Below are 23261 nucleotides of genomic sequence, written 5' to 3'. Positions count from 1 at the left end.
TAAGTTGGAAGTCAGTAAAACTAAATTTTTAAGTTTTGTTCTTAAAGACTAATTTTGTCGTCTAAGTATTTCACTTCTCCAGCAGTATCTCAAAAATTATGCCTAATCTATCAGGAAAACACATTTCTTACTGGATTGACTCTACACCTACAACTAATTTTTCACCACTTAGCAATAATCTATCTGTAGATGTTGCAATTGTTGGTGCAGGGATTGCGGGAATTACTGCTGCTACATTACTGAAACGCGCAGGTAAAACTGTTGCAGTAATTGAATCGCAACAAATATCTACTGGTGTTAGCGGTCACACTACAGCTAAAGTTACTTCGCTTCACCAGTTGATTTATGCAGATTTAATTAAAAATCATGGTGAAGAAAAGGCACGTATATATGCACAATCAAACCAAGCAGCAATAGAATTTGTTGCTAAAACAGTTGCAGAAGAACAAATTGATTGTGACTTTAGTCGTCAAAGCGCCTATACTTTTGCAGAGACTCAAGAGAATCTTAGTGACATTGAAAAAGAGGTAGAAGCAGCACTAAAACTGGGATTACCAGCAACATTTGTGCGTCAAACTTCTCTAACTTTCCCGATTGCTGGTGCTATTAAGTTTGATAATCAAGCACAATTTCATTCTCGCAAGTACCTGTTACATCTGATCAAGCAGATTCCTGGTAATGGAAGTTACGTATTTGAAAATACAAAAGTAGAAAAGGTAGAGGAAAATAATCTCTGCCAAGTCACTACCAACAGAGGAATTATTCAAGCACAAGATGTCATAGTTACAACTAATATCCCCATCACCGATGAGGGATTATTCTTTGCTAAAACTTACCCCAAACGTTCTTATATTATTGGTGCGCGAATTGCAGAGGATAATGCACCTCAAGGAATGTACATAGGCACAGGAGAAAAATACTATTCTATTCGTACCACTCCTGATAAAGATGGCTTATTGTTACTTGTGGGTGGTGGTGGTCATAAAGTGGGAACAGTAGAAAATACTGAAGAAAAATATCTAGATTTGGAAAATTACACCCGTTCTCGCTTTGATATTGAGTCAATTGACTATCGTTGGTCTACTCAAGATTTTGTATCTTTTGATAAAGTTCCATACGTAGGAAAATTGACTCCTTTAAGCAAGCATACTTTTGTTGCAACTGGGTTTAGTCTGTGGGGCATGACTCAAGGAACTTTGTCTGGAATGATCCTTGCAGACAGTATTTTAGGTATTAAAAATCCGGCGGCTGATTTGTACGATGCCACCCGCGCTACTCCTTTTGCTAGTCCTGAAGGTATAAAGAAAAACTTGGAAGTCGGCACTCATTGGATAGGCGATCGCCTCAAGGGATTGGGTAAATCTCTGGTAGATGTGGCAGTTGGTGAGGGACAACTAGTTACTGTTGATGGTGACAAGGTAGCCGCTTACCGAGATGAAACAGGAGAAATACACGCTGTTTCTGCCGTGTGTCCTCACTTAGGTTGCGTTGTGGCTTGGAACAGTGGCGAGAAAAGTTGGGACTGTCCCTGTCACGGTTCGCGTTTTAGTTGCAATGGAGAAATTCTGCACGGGCCCACAGTGAAAGAGTTGAAGAAATTTTAGACACCTATGCCAAACGTCCATAGCGTGCTGTGAAACAATTAGCTGGGTTGGCTTGATTACTTAGCCAAGCCCACATTTGATCGCCATAAGAAAAATGCCACCACTCTCTAGGGTTGCGCTGGAATCCTGCTTTTAACATCACCTCTCGCAATAATTGACGATTGGTATGATATTGTTGTGCTTTTGGGTGGGAACTATTGGCATAGTAATCGGGATGCGATCGCTGTGACAATTCATCAATCGGCGAACCCATATTCACTATTTGTCCTCTATCATTCACTAATGTCACATCCACTGCTGCACCAGTACTATGAGGAGGAGGAGTTTGTACATCCAAACTGGGTACAGCCCAAATCTCATAAACAGTTTGCCAAATATCTTGACGTTGGTTTGTTGATAAATCTGCCTCAGTTAATTTTTGCTGTTGTATTACTTCCTTAAAGCTATAATCCACCATAAATTGTTGTACAGCTACTGGGCGGTAAGCATCGAAAATTTGGATCTGCCAATTAGGAACAAGTGAATGCAGATAATTTTGAGCTTGGATTAAATGATCAACAACACTTTGGCGCAGATAATAAGGAGAATGTTCCCCATAAGGCGCACCCAGTTTCTGGTAAGGATGGGGAGATTCTACTGCAAACAGTTCTAAAGGAATCTTTACCAGTAATTCACCACATTCGACAATAGGGATTTGGTGATAAGGTCTCATCCTATAAATCTCAATAAGTGTTGTGTTTGCAGATAAATAGTCTCAATAAGTCTACAAGCATACAGGCGATCGCTGCAACCACTAAGTACGGGTCAAAAGTTCTAGGTTATGACCATCAATGTCATAAAAATAAAAACCACGCCCGCCATTTCTGTAATTAATCTCACCTTTATGCTGATGCATAGGGTCGCTACTGTATTCCAGACCTGCTTCTTTGACTCGTGCAAAGATGGCATCAAATTCCTCATCGTTAACGTGGAATGCATAATGATGAGACTCAAATCTATCTCTGTCGGCAAAGTCAAGCGTTAGCTTATCGTTCACATGTACAGCAGCAAAATGACTACCAAAAGACTGAACTTTTAAACCAAAAATTTGGGCAAAGAACCTTGCTGATACTTCTTTATCAAATGCGGGTACTATGGTGTGATTTAAAGTAATAGTCATCTCATACCTCCGCTACTTAATTGAGGCGGTAATCAAATATCAACTCGAATAGAGTTTTTGATTAGTGTTGGTATAGCGTTCTTTTATTTTATCTTGACAATTGAGAAATAGTTGCCAGAATCTTTAGAACCCTGGCATTTTTTCTATTAACTGCGGTTATCTATTTGGGCGCGTTGCAGATTACCAGAAAAGTCAACATAAACACTCTTCCATTCTGTAAAAACATCTAAAGCAGTAGTTCCAGCTTCGCGGTGTCCGTTACCAGTTTGTTTAACACCCCCAAAAGGCAAGTGTACTTCAGCACCAATAGTAGGGCCGTTAATGTAAGTAATACCAGCTTCAATGTCACGCATAGCAGTGAAAGCCCGGTTGATATCGCGGGTGTACACTGAGGAAGAAAGACCATAATTAGTATCGTTGAGAATGGCGATCGCTTCCTCAAATGAACTCACTGCAATTAAACACACCACTGGCCCGAATATCTCTTCACGGGCAACGCGCATCTCAGGAGTAACACCATCTAGAATTGTTGGTTGAAAAAAATAACCATTTTTTAGTGAGTCTTCCCTGGCGATTTCTCCACCAATTAAAACTTTTGCACCTTCTTCACGGGCAATATTCATATATTCGCTGACCCGTTGTAGTTGCTTTTGATTAATTATCGGGCCAATCTCTGTATCGGGGTCAGTGCCAGCACCCAAGCGTAACTTGCTGGTACGCTGATAAAGCATGGTAGTAAATTTTTCCTTAATGTCACGATGCAAAATCAAGCGGCTAGTAGCTGTACATCGCTGACCAGTTGTGCCAAAAGCACCCCAAACAGCACCATCTAAAGCCAGTTCCAAATCAGCATCTTCCATTACCACTTGAGCATTTTTCCCACCCATTTCTAAACACACCCGCTTGTGAGTGCGTCCACAAGTAGCGCCGACAAAAGCACCAGTTTCACTAGACCCAGTAAAAGATACCAAATTAATATCGGGATGCTCAACCAAAGCTTTCCCGGCTTCTTCACCCATCCCATGCACTAAGTTGACAACTCCAGGTGGAAAACCTGCGGCGGCAAAAATTTCAATTAATTTAGTTGCACAGGCGGGGGTATCTTCTGCGGGTTTGAGAATGACCGTATTACCACAAACTAAGGCAGGCATAGCTTTCCAACAAGGAATCGCCATCGGGAAATTCCACGGAGTAATCAAAGCACAAACCCCTATAGGCATCCGCACTGTCATCGCAAATTTATTAGGCATTTCTGAAGGTGTCGTTTGCCCAAAAAGTCGCCGCCCTTCACCAGCACTATAAAAAGCGCAGTCAATGCCTTCTTGTACATCTCCCCTAGCTTCTGTTAGGGGTTTACCCATTTCCTGGCTAATCAACTGGGCAAGTTTTTCTTTATGTTTAGCTAATAGTTCCCCGACACGAAAGACGTATTCTGCCCTGGCTGGGGCTGGTACTTTGCGCCAACTTCGGTAAGCTTGGCTAGCTGCGGTTACTGCTGTATCTACATCATCGGCTTGAGAACGAGGGAAAGTAGCAACAACTTCATGTATCAAAGCTGGATTGCGGCTTTCTAGGGTAGTTCCTGCTGCGGCACTCAACCATTGACCATCGATATAATTACGACAAGATAGTGGAGTTTCCATAATTAAATTTTTAATATTTATTAATTCTGGTTGATTAATTTATTCAGAGCGATAAGCGACGCGAAGACTTTGGACTAAAATTACCAAAGATGCGATCGCCATCAATCCACCCCAAAACCAATAAGGTAAAAATAAATACCGCTGCATCTGTGCTGTATCAGACAGTCCTAAAGGACCAGCACTATAGCTAAATAAATAATTAAGTTGGTGGTAAGTACTTATACAAGCTTGCACACCTAAAAACTGAATCACAAACCCCTGCATCCATCGAGGAGCTTTTAGGGAAATACTTAGAATAATTAAACCCAGCAAGGGAATTGCTACCAAACCAAACCAGGAACGTACCCAAATTACTGTTGAAAGTAGTAAAAAACTGCCTAAAATTTTTAAACTCAAAGAAGCGGCTTTAAAACTGCGAGAAGCCAAAATCAAAGCTGCACCGGCAAGAGGTGGCCCCATTGGCCCTGCAGCTGCGACTAAAGCCGGACCAATTGGCCCCAAAGACCGCGAAATGCCATAAGTTGCCACACCAGAACCACTACTAAAAATTTGTAATTTCTGAAATTGTCCTCCTAAAATGAGAGCCATCAGACCGTGACCCATTTCGTGAAACCAAGTTGCTAGGATAGTAAATGGGTATAAAATGTAATCCCCTCCTGGGACTTGCCACAGCAGGATAGTGGCGATCGCAGCTGCTGTTAACCAAGTTAAACCCATACGTTCGACTTGTGGCGGAGCTTCTTTGGCAAGTAAGGGTTCAACGTTTTTTCCTGGTTCCCTCATAAGTCAATTTTCTGAGCCTCAAGTGTAGTTTCTTCCATACTAGTGTATGGCAGAGGGGCATTGGGCATTGGGCATGGGGCATAGGAGATTAATTATTATTTGTTATTCTCCCCTGCCCCTCTGCTTTGGTCACTGAGCGTAGTCGAAGTGCTGCTTCCCTGCCTCTTTTTGACGGTGGATGCAATCTGACACAGAATCAACTAAGCCAGTTGAAAGAGAAATGTCATTAAGTCTCCTTTACCGAGGCTAATGCGATCGCCTGGTCTGAGGCGGTGTCGGTTCCCTGGTAACAAGGGCAAATTATTAATGTAAGTACCATTAGAACTACCTACATCTTCTATATAGTGAGCGTCGCCCTCAACACGAATATCCGCATGTATACGGGAGACAATTTCGGAATTAGTAAACCCGGAAACATCTATATCTGGGGGAATACGGTCATTGGGCTTACCAATATGAATCACAGACAAAGTTTGCGGTAATTCAATTTCGCGATCGCTCTGCACATGAAATAGTCGCGCTGTTACCTGCTGTAATTGCGTTCTAGAAGCAGCCATAGGAGGCGGTGCAGCGGGTGGTGTTGCTGGTTCAGGAGGTGCTGCCGCTTCTGATGGTGGTGTTGCAGGCTCTGAAGGCGGTATTGGTTCTGGTTTCGCTGCTGGAACTTCTGCCTCAGAAACTACAGGTTGAGCCTCAACATCTGGTGGTGGTGCAGCCATTGCTGTTGGTGGTAGAGGTGAAGCAGCAGGCTGGTTGATTCCTAAGGAGTCTGGTTGTAAAAGCTCTAAAAGCGGGTCAGGTTCAACTAACGGTGGTACTTCTACTGGGATGTCGGGAGCAACTGTAGCTACAGATGTAGCAGCAGCAGGGGCGGCTGTTGAATGCAGGTTAAAACCACATTGACCGCAGAAAGCGGCATCTGCCTGCACAGTTGCCCCACAGTTAGGACAGTTGCTAGTCGTTGGTAACGGCGTATAACAAGCTTCACACTGGACAGCGCCGTCTGGGTTAGGGTGATTGCAATTAGGACAGACGATCATCAATTTAAGCCTTTGTTCAAGATCATCATAAAATAGTGCTGGCAAGCAGAGAGAACTAGTAGATGCTTCTGCAACTTTTCACAAAATAAGGCAGTTTTTACTGTAAACGCTACAAATCTTTGCTATTACAGAAAAACAGCGCTGTGTTTTCCCGCCGTTAGCGCTTCGCTGCGCGAGTTTTTAAGCTCATCCCACCCCTAACAGGGGATGGGATTTCGTGTCAGTGGTCAGTAGTCAGTTGTTAGTTGTTTTTACTACTGACCCCTTCGGGGTGACGCTCCTGCGTCGCTAACGCCAGTCGCTCATGGGGGGAACCACGCCAGTTCCTACAAGTCGGCGGCACTTCCTACAAGTCGGGGAACCGCAAGGGCGGAGTGCCTTGGAAACCGCAAGGGCGGACTGGCTCCCCAAGACCGCGCTGGCTCACCACTGACTACTGACACCGTCCGGTGGCGGGGCGGCGGTCACTGAGCGTTGGTTACTGAGCGAAGTCGAAGTAAGCCGAAGTGCTATCCCGGACACTCCTTGTTCGCGTCAGCGTCTCTGAAAGAGAAGAAGTGTGCTTCCCGCCGCTTTCGGTGAGGGTAGACGTAGGAAGTTTGCCACAAAAGCAACTCTAGCTTCCGATTTTAACAATTACTTGTGATAGTCAAGTTAAGATTGAAGTTCCAAACCTGCCTCTGCATCCAGTAACCACCAAAGTTCTCCTTGGGGTTGAATTAAGCGGGATGGGTAAGCAAAATCATCTGCTACAGGTGTGAAGATTTGCGCTAAAGCTGGTCGTTTATTAGCGCCTGCAACCACAAAAATCACACTACGAGCTGCGTTGATAAATGGGTATGTGAAGGTTATGCGGGGATTTCCATCTTTGTTGCCTACAGTAACTAGGCGATCGCACACTTTTAAAGCGTCTGTGTGAGGAAACAAAGATGCGGTATGTGCATCATCACCCATTCCTAGCAATACTACATCTAAAGACGGAAACTCGGTTGGTGCAGAATGAAAAAATTTTTGTAGATGCTGTTCATATTTAGCAGCTGACACTGCTGGATCGCCTTCTAAGGTCGGGGTAGCATGAATATTAGCCGCTGGGATGTCAACTCGATCCAGCCAAGCTTGCCGCGCCATTAATTCATTACTATCAAGATGATCTGGTGATACATAACGCTCATCTCCCCAGAATACATGTATTTTATCCCAAGGCAGTTTTTGATTGGCGATCGCTTCATATAAAGGCTTTGGTGTGCTACCGCCGGATAAGGCGATGGTAAATATCCCCCGTTGCTCAATGGCAGTTTCCAACTTGGATAAAATCAAATCCAGCGATCGAGCAATCAGCGCTGACTTATCTGATAGAACTTCAACAGTTTTCTTCATAGTTTTACCATCACATTGCCATCTTCCAGCAATACAATACCGAACTTATGACAATCCTCCTTTTTAAATTTTGAAACTTTTAACATCATCAATTAAGTGGGGATAGATAAACATAGACCATCGTTAGCACTTACGAGTGTTAATTGTCAGTAGTCAGTTGTACGAACCCAAGACTAGTTTTAAAATAATTTTTTTTGATGCCCGATTATTAAGATCTTCATCGAATAGCTAAATAATAGCGGCATGGTGCAATTTAGCCCAATCTCTTACATATCAACCATTTCGGCTCTCATGAAACCCAAAAGCCTTGAGAAATGACCTTGCTATTAAGTCATGTAGGAGCTAAGATGATGTTATGTGCTTGATAATTTGGTTTTAATTAACTAGGAAGGTGTAAATTAAACTTTTTTTGGTTTATCCCTTCAGGTAAAGCAAGCTATGCCTACTATCTCTTAACTTTAACGTACACCTTTGTTGAAGACTCACGTTAATCAACATCGCTTTGATGTGTTCCCACCGAATGATCTGGTGAGATTTAGTGTGCCTTATAAACAAACCTACTACATAATCTTGCTTAAAGATTTTGTATTAGATTCTCACTAATCTAAACAGTATTATCATGTCCAGTCTTGCCAAAAATAGAAAAATTAGTAGTAATATTTTAGGTATTCTTACTTTTAATATTTTTCTGTGGCTACCAGTCTTTGTGTTTAATGCTACCGCCAATGCTAATATATTGAGTGAAGATGACTGGTTTGCTACCGCTGATACGCCTCCAGCATTCTTTTGGACTGGTCTTAATCAAGATAATGATGAAGGCCCATTTACCTACAGTAGTTCTTATCCCACCATTATCGATATTACAGATGATTTTTTAAAAGGAGACCAATTTGAGGTCTTTAATTTTGGCACTTCTATTGGCTTTACCTCTTTAGTACCAGTTGTAGAAGATGCCATAGAAGTAGGTCCAAATATTGCTTTTGCCGATCCGACTTATAGCAGTGGTTCATTTTTAGTTAGTCCAGGTTCTTACTCGCTCACAATTCAAGCAATTGGACAATCTTTGGATGCTGGTCGAGGTTACATTCGTATTAGAAAAGCTAGTGTTCCTGAGCCAATATCTATCCCTGAACCTACATCTAGCCTCGGTTTTCTAACTCTTGGCGTACTAGGAGTAGTTACAACCCTCAAGTGCCGACAAAAGCCATGCCTAAAAACTCTATCCCTTTGTAGGTGGAGTTTTTTATCCAAATAGCACCTCCCAGTCAGAGATCATTTCTCGTTGGGCAATCAATAATTGTTGAATGCCTTTTTCGGCAAAATCCAGCAGATGATTTAATTGGGTACGGCTAAAGCTGTCTTCTTCTGCTGTTCCCTGGACTTCAATGATTTCCAAGTGTTGATTCATCACCACATTTAAATCTACTGTTGCTGCCACATCTTCGATGTAGTTTAAATCCAAATATGGCTCACCCTGCAATAAACCTACAGAAATTGCTGCCACTTGTCCACATAGAGGCGATCGCTCTAATATTCCTTGCTGTAACAATTGTGAAATTGCACTAGCTAAAGCTACAAATCCCCCTGTGATTGCTGCTGTTCTAGTGCCAGCATCTGCTTGTAAGACATCGGCATCTACGGTTAAAGTACGTTCTCCTAATACCTCAAAATCTAGCGTTGCTCGTAAGCTACGCCCAATTAAACGCTGAATTTCTTGAGTCCGACCGGATAATTTCAATAATTCCCGTTCCTGCCGCTGTTGGGTTGCTGAAGGTAACATCCGATACTCAGATGTTAACCAACCTTTGCCAGTTCCGGCTAAAAATTTGGGTACACCCTCAGTTATGCTGACAGTACACAGCACCTGAGTATCGCCACATTTTGTGAGAACTGAACCAGGAGCAAAGCGAGTAAAGCCTTGATGAAAGCTTACAGGACGTAGTTGGTAAGGTTGTCGCTCGTCAGGACGTTGCCAAACCATTAAAGTTGCCTCAAGATTTTTATATTATGAAGAATACTGTCTTAAGATTACCTTAGTGTCGCAACTCGTCGAGATCATAGATTGGACAGCGGCTTTATATTACCGTGAAGCATACAACAAATCCTAAAGCTTTATCATATTCAGTTCGATTTTTTTACTCTCCCTACCCCAACCTGAAATTAGTTTACTTGGGTAAACTCCATCGGTCTACTTATTTTGTTCGCTAGCACTAGGAAGATAATCTTGAAATTGTTGCTGATCGTAGAAATAAAGAGTGCGAATTGGATAAGGAATATTGATATCTGCTTCATCAAATGCCTTTTTAATAGCGACAACTGCTTGAGTTTGAATCCGACGTACATCTTTCTGCTGGGGTGATGTCCAATATCTGACAACAAAATCAATGGAACTGTCACCAAAACCAAGCAAATCGATTTCCGGAGCAGGTTGTTCTAACACCCCATTGACACCAGATATCAGTTGCTGCAAAATCTGTTTTGCTCTAGGCAGCGGTGTGTTATAGTCTACGCCTACTGCTAAATCTGTTCGGCGATAATCAAAAGCTGTCCTCACTTGTACTGCACTTGTAAACACAGTTGAGTTGGGTATTATGACTCGCTCTCCTTGATAAGTACGAATTTTCGTCGTGCGGATATCGATGCGCTCTACAGTACCTTCATAATCACCGATAATTACTTGGTCTTCGATGCGAAATGGCTCCTGCAATAATAGTAGTATGCCTGCTAAGAAATTTTTGAATATATCTTGGAAAGCAAAACCAACTGCTACAGAACCCAGTCCTAATGTGGCAATTATGTCTCCTAAACTTAAGCCTGGAAAAGCAACTACACAAGCAATTATAATCCCTACAGCCCAGGCCGTTACATAAGCAGTTTTCGATAATAATAGTTTTAAGGATGAATTGCGAATTGTCCGTCTACCAACTTGAGTAGCTAGTCTTTCTAAAAACTGAGCCATGTAGCGAGTCAATATCACCAGAATTAGCCCTATGAGCAATCCTGGTAATATTTTGATGCCACTAGAAAGTATGTCTCTTAAACTGTTTGATATTGTATCTACCAACTTATTCATATACTCCGTAATCATCTTTAAACAACAAATTATCTATGTCGAGTTTGGGCGATCGCCTGATGCCATGAATCTAGTAATGTTAAGCGATGATCATGGCTGATTGTCGGCTCAAACCATTTCTCGGCCTGCCATTGAGACGTAATTTCTGCTTCACTTTCCCAATAACCAACAGCTAGACCTGCTAAATAAGCTGCCCCCAAGGCAGTAGTTTCAGTGATTTTGGGACGAACAATAGGCACACCTAAAATATCTGCTTGGAACTGCATCAACAGATCATTGCCAGAAGCACCACCATCTACCCGCAGTTCAAAAAGATCAAGCTGAGAATCTTGACGCATAGCATCAATTACATCAGCCGTTTGATAGGCAATGCTTTCCAGGGCTGCACGAGCAATATGGCCACTAGTTGAACCACGACTTAAACCCATAATTGTGCCACGAGCGTAGCTATCCCAATAAGGTGCGCCCAAACCGACGAACGCAGGTACAAAATACACGCCACCATTATTAGGAACACTGCCAGCTAAAGATTCCACCTCTGCACTGTGTTTAATAATGCCAAGTCCATCACGCAGCCATTGTACAACTGCGCCGGCAATAAATATACTGCCTTCTAGAGCATAATCGGTTCGTCCATTGATGCGCCAAGCAATGGTGGTCAGCAGTTTGTGGTTGGATAGTGTGAGTTTATTACCTGTATTTAGAACTATAAAGCAGCCTGTACCGTAAGTATTTTTGGCCATGCCAGATTGCAACGATACTTGCCCAAATGTTGCAGCTTGCTGGTCTCCGGCAATTCCGGCAATGGGAATACGGCTACCGAAAAGACCTTCAGATGTATAACCATACACTTGTGATGAGCTCTGCACTTGGGGCAGCAGGTAACGAGGAATATCCAGAATAGACAGTAGTTCATCGTCCCACTGCTGAGTATGAATATTGAACAACAATGTCCTGCTAGCATTAGTGACATCGGTAATATGAAGTTCTCCTTGAGTTAGTTTCCAAATCAACCAGCTATCGACGGTTCCAAATGCCAGTTCTCCTCGCTCGGCTTGAGAACGAGCATTAGGTATATGATCTAACAACCACTTAAGTTTAGTACCACTAAAGTAAGCATCAATTACTAGTCCTGCTTTGTGCTGGAATATTGTCTCGTATCCAGATGCTTTAAGTTCATCGCAGTCAGCAGCCGTGCGGCGATCTTGCCAAACGATCGCATTGTAAAGTGGCTTACCTGTTTTTCGATCCCAGATAATCGTGGTTTCTCGTTGATTGCTAATGCCAATAGCAGCAATATCACTAGTTTTAAGACTAATGCGAGCTAAGGCTTCATTAGCAACACCAATTTGTGAAGACCAAATTTCATCAGCATCATGTTCTACCCAACCAGGCTGCGGGAATATTTGGGTAATTTCTTTTTGAGCAACGGTCACAATATTACCATTGCGGTCGAATATGATAGAGCGCGAGCTAGTCGTACCTTGATCGAATGCCAGAATATATTTAGTCATAAAATATATCTTAAATTTGTTTGTAATGAAGCACTAGCACTAGCTTTGGTTTTTCTAAACCATTGGAAACGTTTATTTACCTTGCTATAATTCGCATCAGGGTAAGAAGGATAGTATAAAATTTAACATTTCACAACTTTTCAAATACCCTCTTAGCGTTAATGGTATTACGCACTTAAGTAGTCATGCAAAATTAAATTCATTTGTGGAGAGAGGGAACTCTTGACGGGGAACACTTCGGCTACGCGGTAGTTGAGTTTCGACTTCGCTCAACTGCCGCGCAGTCGAAACTCAGTGCATCGCAGGAAAAAAGGGATTTAGGGGTGTACTAAGTTTTTTCAAAAACCAAATATGAGTTCTATAACTATTAAAAGCGTTTCCTTTTGCCCAATGTTATTTCTCTTTACTTCTTCTCTTTGGATTTGTAATCGGCTAACATTATTTAAATAAATCAAGCTCTAAAGTGTTTGATTTAAACTCCTGACTTTTGCTGTAACTAACTAATATCTAGATTGAAGAAGACGGTCTTGTTTTACTGCACATATTTTACCACAAAAGGTCTATCTAAAGACTTAAATAACAGATGTTTTCTGTTAAATATCAATGTTTTGATTCTTCACAATTTCGTCAAAAATTTTTGATAAGTTTAAGATAGAGTCAAAAGCTAAATTGATTTTTCTTTTGATTCTTGGATTAGGAGCAAAGAGACAAGCTATGGATACTACTATCAAATATGACATTGAAGTGATTAAAGAAGAAGCACGTCAACTTGTCAAAAAGGGACTTGTTAACCGTCAGCAACCAATTTACGTGCTTTGCAAATACATTTGCGATCGCGACTGGACTTGCTTTGAACTAGAACTAGAAAAAAATGAATTTTTGCTTCGAGATCGGGTGATTGACCTATTAGGTGATGAAAATTGGGCAGAAGATTGAAACGTCAACTTAAAGTGACTGCTAGTCAATAGTGTACTAAATCAATTACAAGTTAAAAAACAAAACAGAAAAACCTCGAATAAATGCCAGGATTCAGGTCAAAAAAGAGGAATAATTGCAGCAATAGCGCTTTTATGGCTAATTTAAATATGCACTAAAGAAAGCATCTGAAAATTTGCCTAAGTGTTTATGCTTATTACCTGAGATAGATCAAATTAATATTGTGTTAGCTTTTGAGTTCCTGAGGGAATTATGAAAAAAAGACTTTCTATATTTTAAAGTCCTACTGGGAATGGAAAACTCTTCTACTACACAACCCATACAACCAACTTTAGAGCTACAACAACCTCGGTCAGAAATGAAACTTACCCAGTATCAGGATGAGAAACAAAAAGCCTTATCTGGAGTAATTGCCCGAATCCGTCAGTCTCTAGATATAGATAGCATCTTCAAAATTACAGTCACTGAAGTACGCCAACTTTTGAAAACTGACCGAGTTGGTGTATTTCGTTTTTATCCTGAGTTGGGATGGGAAGGAGAGTTTATTTATGAGGATGTGGGAGTAGAATGGAATTCTGCCCTAGCGGCTAAACTGCGGGATCATTGCTTTGCTACGGAGTTTGCTGGGTTGTATCAGCAAGGTCGCATAAAAGCAATGGCTGATATATATCAAGCTGATGTTAGTAATTGCCATGTTCAGATTTTAGAAAGATTCCAAGTTCGTGCTAATGTAGCGGCTCCCCTAATGAAAGGTAAAGATTTATGGGGATTGCTATGTATTCATCAGTGTGATGCTCCTAGAGAATGGGAAGCATCGGAAATTGAATTTGTGCAATTTATCGCTGAACATCTGGCCGTTGCTTTGCAGCAAGCAGATTATCTAGAACAAGTAAAACTCCAATCAGCACAACTAGCACAAGCAAAAGCCAGAGAAAAAGTAGCAGAATGGCAAAAAACCATAGCTATAACTATTGAAAAATTTCGTCAGTCCCTTGATTTAGAAAGCATTTTCCGCATTAGCACCGCAGAACTTAGACAACTACTGAATGTTGATCGCGTCGCTATTTATCGTTTCAATCCAGATTGGAGTGGAGAATTTGTATTTGAATCTGTCACAGAGGATTGGAACTCTGTGATGCATGAGCAATTGCAGCGATCGCAATTAAGTGAAAATATTAGCGAATGCAGCGTTAAAGATTTGACTCAAACTCCAGTGATGGATACTTACTTACAAGACACTGGTGGTGGTCGCTTTGTTAGAGGTGAAGTATACCGGATTTGTAATGATATCTACAATGCTGGCTTTAGTGACTGTTACATTCAAGTCCTAGAAAGTTATCAAGCCAGAGCTTATATGATTATTGCCATTTATCACGGTCAAAAGCTTTGGGGACTGCTAGCAGTTTACCAAAATACTGGAACCCGTGATTGGCAAGAAGATGAGATTTACTTGCTTACCCAAGTTAGCACTCAACTAGGTGTAGCTTTGCAGCAAGCAGAATTTTTACAACAAGTGCAAAGCCAAGCCGCAGAGATTGGCAAAGCAGCAGAACGACAAAGGGCGCTAGCCAAAACTGTAGAGAAGATTCGTCAGTCTCTTGACATCGATACTATTTTTAAAGCTACTACTCAAGAAGTTTTGCAACTACTAAAAGTAGAACGAGTAGCTATTTATCGTTTTTACCCTGACTGGAGTGGCGAATTTGTCGCCGATTCGATGATTGATGGTTGGATGCCATTAGTTAAGCCGCAATCTGAGACAGAACACTTTTTTGTGAAAAAAACGTCAGCAGGTAAGTACGCGCGTCATGAAATGTTTGTACCGATTTGCCAGGGTGAGAAATTATGGGGATTATTAGTAGCTTATCAAAATTCTCAGCCTCGTTATTGGCAAGATGAAGAAATTAATTTGTTAGCGCAAGTGGGCGTACAACTAGGGATAGCATTACAGCAAGCTGAATCTTTAAAACAGATGCAGATGCAAGCTGAACAACTAGCTAAAGCCGCTGAACGAGAACGCAAAGCCACACAAAGAGAGAAAACCTTAGCTGCAACGATAGAAAAAATTCGTCAGTCTCTTGATTTGAAAACTATCTTTGCTACTAGTACAAAAGAAGTCCAACGATTATTAGAAGTTGACCGAGTCACGATTTATCGCTTTCGGCCTGATTGGAGTGGTGAATTTGTGGCTGAGTCATTCGCTCCAAATTGGGCATCCGTAAAGGATATTATACCTGCGATCGCTGATGATTATTTGCAAAAAACCCAAGGAAGAGACTTTGCTAACGGTCAAACTCTTGTGATTAACGATATTTACAAAACCAATTCTTCTGTGAGTCATTTTGCCCTGCTTGAGCCAATAATAGCTAGAGCATATATGATTGTGCCAATTTTTCCAGGTGAGAAACTTTGGGGATTACTAGCAGCGTATCAAAATACTGAACCCCGTGATTGGCAAGAAGATGAGATAGATTTGCTGGTGCAGATTGGAACTCAACTAGGAGTGGGAGTTCAACAAGCAGAATTACTCGAACAAACTCAGCGTCAAAAAGAAGAAATTACCCAGACTTTCAAAGAATTACAACAAACTCAGAGTCAATTGATTCAAAGTGAAAAAATGGCTGGCTTAGGACAGTTAGTTGCTGGAATCGCCCATGAAATTAATAATCCAATTAGTTTCATTTACGGCAACATCACTTATGTTAATGAACACAGTGAAAACTTATTTAAATTATTGCGTCTTTACCAAAAAAACTATCCCCAGCCCAAAGCAGAAATTAAAAAACAAGCAGCAGAACTAGATTTAGACTTTATTGCTGAAGACTTACCTAAAATTCTTACTTCAATGGGGATGGGAGCAGAACGCATCAAAGAATTAGTGTTATCGTTACGTACTTTTTCTCGACTTGACGAATCAGGAATAAAGCCTGTTGACATTCATGAAGGTATTGATAGTACGCTGCTAATTTTACAACATCGACTGCAACCGCAGACTAATTATCCTGCTATTGAGGTAATTAAAGAATATGGAGAATTGCCTTTAATTAGCTGTTACGCAGCTCAAATCAATCAAGTGTTTATGAATATTCTGAACAATGCTATTGATGCAATAGAATATTCATTAATTGCTGGAAAAGTTGTAGATAATCCTAAAATTTGTATTTGTACAGAAGTTATAGAAAAAAAAGCTATTTTGATTTGTATTGCTGATAATGGTTGTGGGATTCCAGAAAATCTGCGATCGCGTATTTTTGAACCTTTTTTTACAACCAAAAAACCTGGACAAGGCACTGGTTTGGGGCTATCTATTAGCTACCAAATTATTGTAGAAAAACACGGTGGTCAAATTAAGTGTGTTTCTGAACCGGGCAACGGCTGTGAGTTTTGGATCGAAATTCCCCTAAAGTAGTTATATTAATTCGTAATTAAGATAAGCAGAAAATACTTAAAATGCGATCGCATCCTAGCCAATGGGGGAATGTCTGGAAAAATGAATAATCTCCAACTGATTTCAGAATATCAAAGTTTTGGCGGCAAACTTGGCTTTTACTCTCATCTTTCTTCTACTTGTAATGGTGATATGCGCTTTGCCGTTTATCAACCACCACAAGCTACTCAACAATCAATACCAGTTCTTTATTTTCTTTCTGGTTTGACTTGTACTGAAGAAAATTTTATGGCAAAGGCAGGGGCGCAACGCTACGCAGCTGAATATGGTTTAATGCTAGTTGTGCCAGATACTAGCCCTCGTAATACCGGGATTGCAGGTGAGGATGATGAAGGGGATTTTGGTACAGGTGCAGGTTTCTATGTTGATGCTACAGAGAAACCGTGGCGATCGCACTACCAAATGTATAGTTATGTCGTTCAAGAATTACCTGCTTTAATTGCTGCTAATTTCCCCGTACAATCAGACAAACAAGGCATTTTCGGTCATTCAATGGGCGGACATGGGGCGTTAGTTTGTGCTTTGAAAAACCCGCACCTATACAAATCGGTATCTGCCTTTGCACCTATCGCTGCACCTATAAGTTGTCCTTGGGGTCAAAAGGCTTTTAGTCTTTATTTAGGAACTAATCAAGAAACTTGGCGTGGTTATGATGCTAGTGAATTAATTAAACAGACCCAATATCATAGCCCGATTTTGATTGACCAAGGGACTGCTGATAAATTTTTAGTTGAACAATTACTGCCAGAGGTGTTTGAGGAGGCTTGTAGGGCTGTCAAACAGCCCCTTACTTTACGTTACCAAGAGGGTTATGACCACAGTTATTATTTTATTGCTAGTTTTATTGCAGATCACATCCGTCACCATGCGATCGCTTTAGGTAAAATTTAGTGAAGATTAAACTAATCTAAATAAACTTCATCAATAGCTTGATCAGTTACCTTGTTTACTGTATTTATCCAAAGCAATACCTTATTAGTAATTAAGTCTGAATAACTTAATAACTAGGAGAATATTGTGAGTAAAAATTTATTAGCTTTTATAGCTAGTATAATTTTTAGTTTTGGAACAGTAATTTTAATTAAAAGGTTGAATTTACCTGTATTCATCACCTTTAGCGTCGCTATTTGTGCAAGTCATCTTTTGATGATTTTGGTAATGATACATAACTTTTTGTCTAGATCTCAAAAACTCAAATAAGTTTTAGACCAACAAAGATATCAGTTGAGGATTTCATTGTTAAGTGCAAGTTAACAAGAATTGGTATAACAAGATAATAAATAATGTAAAGTAAAATCAACTAAATTTGATATAAAAACATATCTCAAGTGTTAAAAACCAGAGATAATCTTTGACAAGGCAAAAACAAGAAGAACCATTAAATAAAGAGTTTAATGATGCAGTCACTTTGACAAAAGACATTGCAACCATTATATCTATTCAATTTACCAAATAAAATTAAACTGTTTATGCAGCATTGCGATCAAAATTCAATGGATTTATATCTTAAGTATGGTGAAAATATTCTGCGGATGCTGCGTGATCGCAAACTTAAGGCGATCGCACAATTCGTACTTTGATTGAGCAATGCTAAATTTAGCTTATCAGTAATTTCTCATTTATATGCATATATGGCAAGCTGATTTTTATCGCAGTCCGGTACAGGATTCTGAACAAGTTTTATGGGAGTTGTCGATTTGTGATCCGACTCGTAGCTTTGAGTATGCAGCCACTTGTCCTCAGTCAGCAGCGAACTCAGATTGGGTTACTACTCAACTTCAGCAAGCAGCGGGTGAAAATTTACCAGATGTAATTCAAGTGTTTCGTCCGCAATCTTTGAGTTTAATTCAAACCGCAGGACAAAATTTAGGTATTAATGTCGAACCTACCCGTCGCACTTTGGCATTGAAGCAGTGGTTGCAAGAAAAACAATATCCTTTAGCGCTGGATAAGCCACCGCCAATACCATTACCAGAAAAGCTGTGGGGAGAAAAATGGCGCTTTGCTACACTCAAAGCGGGTGAACTAGTAGATATCTTTGCAGAACGCCCTATTCCCATTTTATCCATGCCAGAATTTCTGCAACCCATTAATCTCGGTTTAGCATCAACATTACCAGTCCCAGGCATAGTAATTTATGGTGGACGGCAATCAATGCGCCTAGCCCAATGGTTAGCCTCAGTGCGCCCCGTAGCTATAAACTACATAGCTGGTGCGCCTGACGGCTTAATTTTAGAAGCTGGTTTAGTAGATAGATGGATTGTAGCGACTTTTGAAGATTTAGAGGTGACTGCTGCTGCTAAAGTTTATGAACAGCGAAAACAGCAAAGCCAAGGTTTGCATTTTTTGTTGGTGCAACCTGATGATTCTGGTATGACTTACAGTGGTTTTTGGTTATTACGGGCAGAAGATTAAGTGATTTCTACTTTGCCTTAATCCGTGCCTGTTTCACCATTGCAATTAAAGTTTGGTGAGCATCTTCTGCATCTGCCAAAACATGATCAAACTGAATGCGAACTGGAACAACTTCTCCATTTACTTGTGCTGTTAAATCCATTCCCTGAGCATCAATTGAACGCATCTGTGATGTTGTAGCATTTGTGACACCGCCAAAAGCTTGAGCATAAAGAACCACCGCATCAGCATGATCTTCGTTCATGTGTTTGCAGATGCGGGAGCTAATTTCAGCAGAAAACTCTTCAGACATTTTGGGGTTTTTGGTCATAAAACAACTAAGTAAATTTTAAGCTAATCTAGATCGGACTTGCAGGTTTTCATTATCCTAGCAACATCATCGGTCAAAATATGCTTTAAAGAAATTGTAAATTGTCAAACATAATCTGGTTAACCCGCTTTACAGAGCTATACAGTTTAAATAAAAATAATAACTTAGCAGTAGTAAAATTTTCCCGAATACAGGTAATTGATACTGTCATAAGAAAAAGCAGTAAGTAGAGGATAAACAAAGCGATGAGGGACCCTTATCTGTTGGCAGCAAGTTTGTTAACAGGATTAGTATTACCAACATCGGCTCTTCCACAGGTGTCGATTATCATCCCAGAAAGTACTAAATTCCTATCAAATTTACAAAATAATTCGCAACCAACAGTAGATAACAAACATGTTCCCAGCTTTGATATCTCCTTAGCAGAATTTAGTGGGCAGATGTTGCTACCTCCAGATACTTTACAACCAGCAGCAGCAGCTCAGAAAAATATCTCTAGTTCCGATACCTCCTTACCAGAATTTGATAGCCAAGAATTACCACAGCCAATAGAGCCATTACTTAACCGTGGCTACCAACAGCCTTACATCTCACTGACATCTGGCAATCAACTTTACTACCAAAGATTGGCTGCTCTGAAAACAGGACAGATTTATACAGGCATGGATGACGATCGCGTACAATCATCATGGGAGTCAGTCAATCAACGTCAACTCACTTATGAAGACTGGAAAAGTTTATTAATTTTAGAAGCTAAAGCAATTACCCAAGGTCAAGGTGAAAATCATCTCAGTATTTTAGTTGGTGACTCTTTGAGTTTGTGGTTTCCCAGACAAAAATTACCTACTGGGAAATTGTGGCTAAATCAAGGCATATCTGGAGATACTTCTGAAGGAATTTTAAAAAGATTAGGAGCATTTTCGGCAACACGACCAGATGTCATTTACATCATGGCTGGGATTAACGACTTACGCAAAGGTACTAGTGATGACACGATTTTGCGTAATCACCGCCGAATTATCCGCAGTCTACGGCAGAGTCATCCAAAAACTAAAATTATTGTTCAATCAATTTTGCCTACTCGCCTCACAAAAATTCCTAATAGCCGCATTCGTGGCATCAATATACAATTAGCTTTGATTGCCAAGCAAGAAGGAGCTAATTATCTAAATATTTATAATTGGTTTACAGATTTTGAAGGTAACTTGCGTCCAGAATTAACTACAGATGGGTTGCATCTATCACAAGAAGGATATGACGTTTGGCGATGGGCATTACAGCAAGAAGAAATCAAGCTCACACAGCTAGAAAATTGAGCGATCGCAGTTTAAATTTATGAAAGTTACTGATAGCGATTCCGTCGCCATACGTTTTGTAATTGAACGCCAATTAGCAGCTTTTCAAAAAGACGATGCTCAAGGTGCTTTTGCCTTTGCCAGTCCCGGAATCCAGAAGCAATTTTTGACTGCTGAAAAATTTATGCAGATGGTCAGAATCAGCTACCCAGCCGTGTATCGTCCTCGTTCTATCTTTTTTGAGAAGATTACAACTATCCAAGGCAATATTACTCAGTCAGTATTGCTACTTAGCCCTCATGGTGTTCCCCTGAGAGCTTTATATTTGATGGAAAAACAGCCAGATGATACTTGGAAGATTAACGGCTGCTTTCTTGTTTCTGTGGAAGCTGAAATTATTTAACGCTCAAGGCTTGTTGATGCAAAACCTGATTTAATTTACCGCTACGATAACCTTCTAAATCTAAAGTTACATAGATAAATCCTAACTTTTGAAATGCCGAAACTATTGTTGGCAAATCAGTCATTAATACAAAATCTTGAATTTGTTCTGGCGGTAATTCAATACGTGCTGTATCGCCTTCAGAACGCACACGTAAATTTTGCCAACCCAGCTTTCGCAGGTAAATCTCTGCTCTACCTACTCGTTGCAACTTGGCTACAGTAATTTCTTCACCGTAAGGAAAGCGGGAACTCAGACAAGGTTGGGCGGGTTTGTCCCACCAAGGTAATCCTAATTGTTGTGAAAGTTGACGGACTTCAGCTTTAGTGACACCAACTTCTGCTAAAGGCGATCGCGCACCTCTTTCTTTAGCTGCTTGGATTCCTGGGCGATAATCGTGTAAGTCGTCGGCGTTCACCCCATCTACCACATAAGGATAACCCAACTCTAAAGCTAAAGGTTTGAGAGTATCGTGTAATTCACTTTTGCAAAAGTAACAGCGATTGACAGGGTTAGAAGTGTAATTGGGATTTTCCATCTCGTGAGTTTGAACGATTTGATGAGAAATGCCAATAGTTGCAGCTTGAATTTTGGCATCTTCCAGCTCTTCAGGTAACAACGAAGGAGAAATCGCTGTGATTGCCAAAGCGCGATCGCCTAGCACATCGTAAGCAATCTTAGCTACCAAAGTACTATCAACGCCCCCAGAGTAAGCAATTAAGGCCTGCTCCATTTCTGCAAATAAAGCTTGTAATTGGTTTAATTTTTCGATTAACATAATTTCTTTATCTTTTACAAGAACATTCATACGCTTTATTTGTATTTTCCAATAAGTCACAATCGTGCTGGCACTTTCTGAATGTTAAGTATGACAGTTCACCTCAAAAACGAAGATTATTCCGCCGCATTACCGTTGGAGAAGGGGAACAATTACGCACCGCAACAGAAAGAATCAGTCTGTTGGATTGAGAAAGCATTCCAGATGCATCACCGTTAGATATTCAAACACGTCATGATGAAGCGTTTGATCTTGAAGATGTCACTCAGCAATTTTTCAGAGAGTATCATAAAACTTTTAAGAAAGTAGAAAGTCCCAACGCTTCAACTACTGATCGCCAAGTAATATCTAAACTAGTCCAAAAATGCCTCAATGCAAAAGGTCTAGAGTGTGAAGCATGGGAGAAAGAAATAAATGAGCGAGTCGCCGACCTCTATGGACTGTAGGACAATAGAAAATAACAATCTCGCCTACAGTATTAAGAAATTTTGAGGGAAAAGCCATGCAATCAGCTTTACGTATCACAACCAAAGTTTTACCAGGAAACAAAATAGAAATTGAAATCCCCGAAGCTGAAATTGGCGATAGCGTTGATGTATTTGTGATTTTACCAGAAAAAGCTGAACCAAAGCGTCGTTCTGTACTGAACATTATAGAAGAAAGCCGTAGGAGACACCCTTCTCGAACTGCTGAGGATATAGACAGACAACTACAAGAAGAACGCTTATCATGGGAAAGCTAGTACTTGCAACAAGTGGCTCTATTTATATAGATACTTCGGTGGTTATTTATACTATTGAAGGTAATCCAGACTATTATTCTTTGCTGCAACCACTATGGTCTAAGTTTTACGCAGGGGAAATTCAAATCATTAGCAGCGAACTAATATTAATGGAGGTTTTAATTGTTCCATTGCGTAATGGTAACAATTTTTTAGTAGCAGACTATGAGGAACTATTATTATCATCTCAAGTGCAGTTAATTACTATTAGTCAATCAATACTGCGACAAGCTGCTAATCTTCGGGCTACAAGTAACCTCAAAACACCCGATGCTATTCATGCTGCTACAGCTTTATCTGTTACTTGCAACCAATTTATCACCAACGATAAAGGCTTTCGTAATGCTCCGGGTTTACCTGTTGTTATCCTCAGTGAAGTTTTAGCATCTTGAACAATGCCTACCCACAATATTATAGACAACCGTAACAAAAAAATTAGTAGACCAAATTAAACGCATTCTCGACTCAACAGAAGCGGCACATTTTGCGGTAGGTTATTTTTTACTCATGTCCACGTTTATACAAAAGGAACTTTACACGCAAAACTAGTTATTCAAACTTACCAATTTTTTATTTTACTTAAACTTTGACTTAAGGTTTTTCCAATTTCTCATTTATCTATTGGCTTTTTAATACTAATGGCGTTGATGAATCGAATGCGAG

Annotated in this window: 22 protein-coding genes; 11 read left to right on the top strand and 11 right to left on the bottom strand. The window is 40.4% G+C overall.

Annotated elements, in window-relative coordinates; all coding sequences use genetic code 11:
- Window positions 1–98 precede the first annotated feature (98 nt).
- A complete protein-coding gene (locus tag QI031_RS09500; RefSeq protein WP_281484933.1) occupies window positions 99–1604 on the top strand; it encodes an FAD-dependent oxidoreductase in 1506 nt (501 codons plus the stop codon).
- Between the two features lie 4 nt (window positions 1605–1608).
- On the opposite strand, the gene QI031_RS09495 is transcribed toward QI031_RS09500, so the two are convergent.
- From QI031_RS09495 to pgl, 6 genes are all read right to left on the bottom strand, one after another.
- On the bottom strand, window positions 1609–2316 hold the full coding sequence (locus QI031_RS09495) for a M15 family metallopeptidase (protein ID WP_281484932.1): 708 nt from the start codon (window positions 2314–2316) through the stop codon (window positions 1609–1611).
- 81 nt (window positions 2317–2397) lie between these two features.
- Window positions 2398–2763, bottom strand: coding sequence for a VOC family protein (locus QI031_RS09490; RefSeq protein ID WP_281484931.1), 366 nt, complete (start codon window positions 2761–2763; stop codon window positions 2398–2400).
- 146 nt (window positions 2764–2909) lie between these two features.
- Window positions 2910–4406: an aldehyde dehydrogenase family protein gene (locus tag QI031_RS09485; protein ID WP_281484930.1), complete on the bottom strand. Its 1497-nt coding sequence runs from the start codon at window positions 4404–4406 to the stop codon at window positions 2910–2912.
- 39 nt (window positions 4407–4445) lie between these two features.
- A complete protein-coding gene (locus QI031_RS09480) occupies window positions 4446–5189 on the bottom strand; it encodes a M50 family metallopeptidase (protein WP_281484929.1) in 744 nt (247 codons plus the stop codon).
- Between the two features lie 200 nt (window positions 5190–5389).
- On the bottom strand, window positions 5390–6229 hold the full coding sequence (locus QI031_RS09475) for a double zinc ribbon and FHA domain-containing protein (protein WP_281484928.1): 840 nt from the start codon (window positions 6227–6229) through the stop codon (window positions 5390–5392).
- Between the two features lie 654 nt (window positions 6230–6883).
- Window positions 6884–7606, bottom strand: coding sequence for a 6-phosphogluconolactonase (gene pgl / locus QI031_RS09470; RefSeq protein WP_281484927.1), 723 nt, complete (start codon window positions 7604–7606; stop codon window positions 6884–6886).
- Window positions 7607–8225: 619 nt separating this feature from the next.
- On the opposite strand from pgl, the gene QI031_RS09465 reads away from it, so the two are divergent.
- The gene (locus tag QI031_RS09465; RefSeq protein ID WP_281484926.1) at window positions 8226–8861 is read left to right on the top strand and encodes a PEP-CTERM sorting domain-containing protein; all 636 of its coding nucleotides are present in this window, start codon (window positions 8226–8228) and stop codon (window positions 8859–8861) included.
- Here the strand turns inward: QI031_RS09465 and rph are convergent.
- The 3 genes from rph to glpK form a co-directional block, all read right to left on the bottom strand.
- Window positions 8850–9587: a ribonuclease PH gene (gene rph, locus QI031_RS09460; protein ID WP_281484925.1), complete on the bottom strand. Its 738-nt coding sequence runs from the start codon at window positions 9585–9587 to the stop codon at window positions 8850–8852. The two genes, QI031_RS09465 and rph, sit on opposite strands and share 12 nt — an antisense overlap.
- A gap of 207 nt (window positions 9588–9794) precedes the next feature.
- Window positions 9795–10679, bottom strand: coding sequence for a mechanosensitive ion channel family protein (locus tag QI031_RS09455; RefSeq protein ID WP_281484924.1), 885 nt, complete (start codon window positions 10677–10679; stop codon window positions 9795–9797).
- A gap of 29 nt (window positions 10680–10708) precedes the next feature.
- Window positions 10709–12193, bottom strand: a complete 1485-nt coding sequence (glpK, locus tag QI031_RS09450) for a glycerol kinase GlpK (protein WP_281484923.1) — start codon at window positions 12191–12193, stop codon at window positions 10709–10711.
- A gap of 714 nt (window positions 12194–12907) precedes the next feature.
- Here glpK and QI031_RS09445 point away from each other — a divergent pair.
- The 5 genes from QI031_RS09445 (at window position 12908) to QI031_RS09425 (ending at window position 18992) form a co-directional block, all read left to right on the top strand.
- On the top strand, window positions 12908–13129 hold the full coding sequence (locus QI031_RS09445) for a DUF4327 family protein (RefSeq protein WP_281484922.1): 222 nt from the start codon (window positions 12908–12910) through the stop codon (window positions 13127–13129).
- A 292-nt stretch (window positions 13130–13421) separates the two neighbouring features.
- Complete coding sequence (locus QI031_RS09440; RefSeq protein WP_281484921.1) at window positions 13422–16538, top strand: GAF domain-containing protein; 3117 nt, start codon at window positions 13422–13424, stop codon at window positions 16536–16538.
- An 81-nt stretch (window positions 16539–16619) separates the two neighbouring features.
- Window positions 16620–17468 carry an S-formylglutathione hydrolase gene (fghA, locus tag QI031_RS09435; RefSeq protein WP_281484920.1) on the top strand — a complete coding sequence of 283 codons (849 nt, stop codon included), beginning with the start codon at window positions 16620–16622 and terminating at the stop codon, window positions 17466–17468.
- A 530-nt stretch (window positions 17469–17998) separates the two neighbouring features.
- On the top strand, window positions 17999–18157 hold the full coding sequence (locus QI031_RS09430; protein WP_281484919.1) for a hypothetical protein: 159 nt from the start codon (window positions 17999–18001) through the stop codon (window positions 18155–18157).
- 43 nt (window positions 18158–18200) lie between these two features.
- Entirely contained in the window at window positions 18201–18992 is a 792-nt protein-coding gene (locus tag QI031_RS09425; RefSeq protein WP_281484918.1) for a Tab2/Atab2 family RNA-binding protein, read from the top strand.
- 7 nt (window positions 18993–18999) lie between these two features.
- On the opposite strand, the gene QI031_RS09420 is transcribed toward QI031_RS09425, so the two are convergent.
- Window positions 19000–19284, bottom strand: coding sequence for a DUF2470 domain-containing protein (locus QI031_RS09420; protein WP_281485974.1), 285 nt, complete (start codon window positions 19282–19284; stop codon window positions 19000–19002).
- Window positions 19285–19547: 263 nt separating this feature from the next.
- On the opposite strand from QI031_RS09420, the gene QI031_RS09415 reads away from it, so the two are divergent.
- Together QI031_RS09415 and QI031_RS09410 are read left to right on the top strand one after the other, a co-directional pair.
- Complete coding sequence (locus QI031_RS09415) at window positions 19548–20618, top strand: SGNH/GDSL hydrolase family protein (protein ID WP_281484917.1); 1071 nt, start codon at window positions 19548–19550, stop codon at window positions 20616–20618.
- 19 nt (window positions 20619–20637) lie between these two features.
- Window positions 20638–21000 (top strand): DUF4864 domain-containing protein, encoded by a 363-nt coding sequence (locus QI031_RS09410; protein WP_281484916.1) that lies wholly within the window; start codon window positions 20638–20640, stop codon window positions 20998–21000.
- On the opposite strand, the gene larE is transcribed toward QI031_RS09410, so the two are convergent.
- Window positions 20993–21817 (bottom strand): ATP-dependent sacrificial sulfur transferase LarE, encoded by an 825-nt coding sequence (larE, locus tag QI031_RS09405; protein WP_281485973.1) that lies wholly within the window; start codon window positions 21815–21817, stop codon window positions 20993–20995. The two genes, QI031_RS09410 and larE, sit on opposite strands and share 8 nt — an antisense overlap.
- A gap of 502 nt (window positions 21818–22319) precedes the next feature.
- Between larE and QI031_RS09400 the strand changes: the two genes are divergently transcribed.
- Together QI031_RS09400 and QI031_RS09395 are read left to right on the top strand one after the other, a co-directional pair.
- Complete coding sequence (locus tag QI031_RS09400; protein WP_281484915.1) at window positions 22320–22559, top strand: hypothetical protein; 240 nt, start codon at window positions 22320–22322, stop codon at window positions 22557–22559.
- Window positions 22547–22990 carry a type II toxin-antitoxin system VapC family toxin gene (locus tag QI031_RS09395; RefSeq protein WP_281484914.1) on the top strand — a complete coding sequence of 148 codons (444 nt, stop codon included), beginning with the start codon at window positions 22547–22549 and terminating at the stop codon, window positions 22988–22990. The genes QI031_RS09400 and QI031_RS09395 overlap by 13 nt, the downstream gene beginning before the upstream one ends.
- The last annotated feature ends 271 nt before the right edge of the window (window positions 22991–23261 follow it).

Origin of the sequence: Halotia branconii CENA392 (genome assembly GCF_029953635.1) — a bacterium.
GTDB classification, from domain to species: Bacteria; Cyanobacteriota; Cyanobacteriia; order Cyanobacteriales; family Nostocaceae; genus Halotia; species Halotia branconii.
The sequence above is the reverse complement of the archived record's forward strand: the minus strand, read 5'-3'. Positions and strand labels throughout refer to the sequence as shown.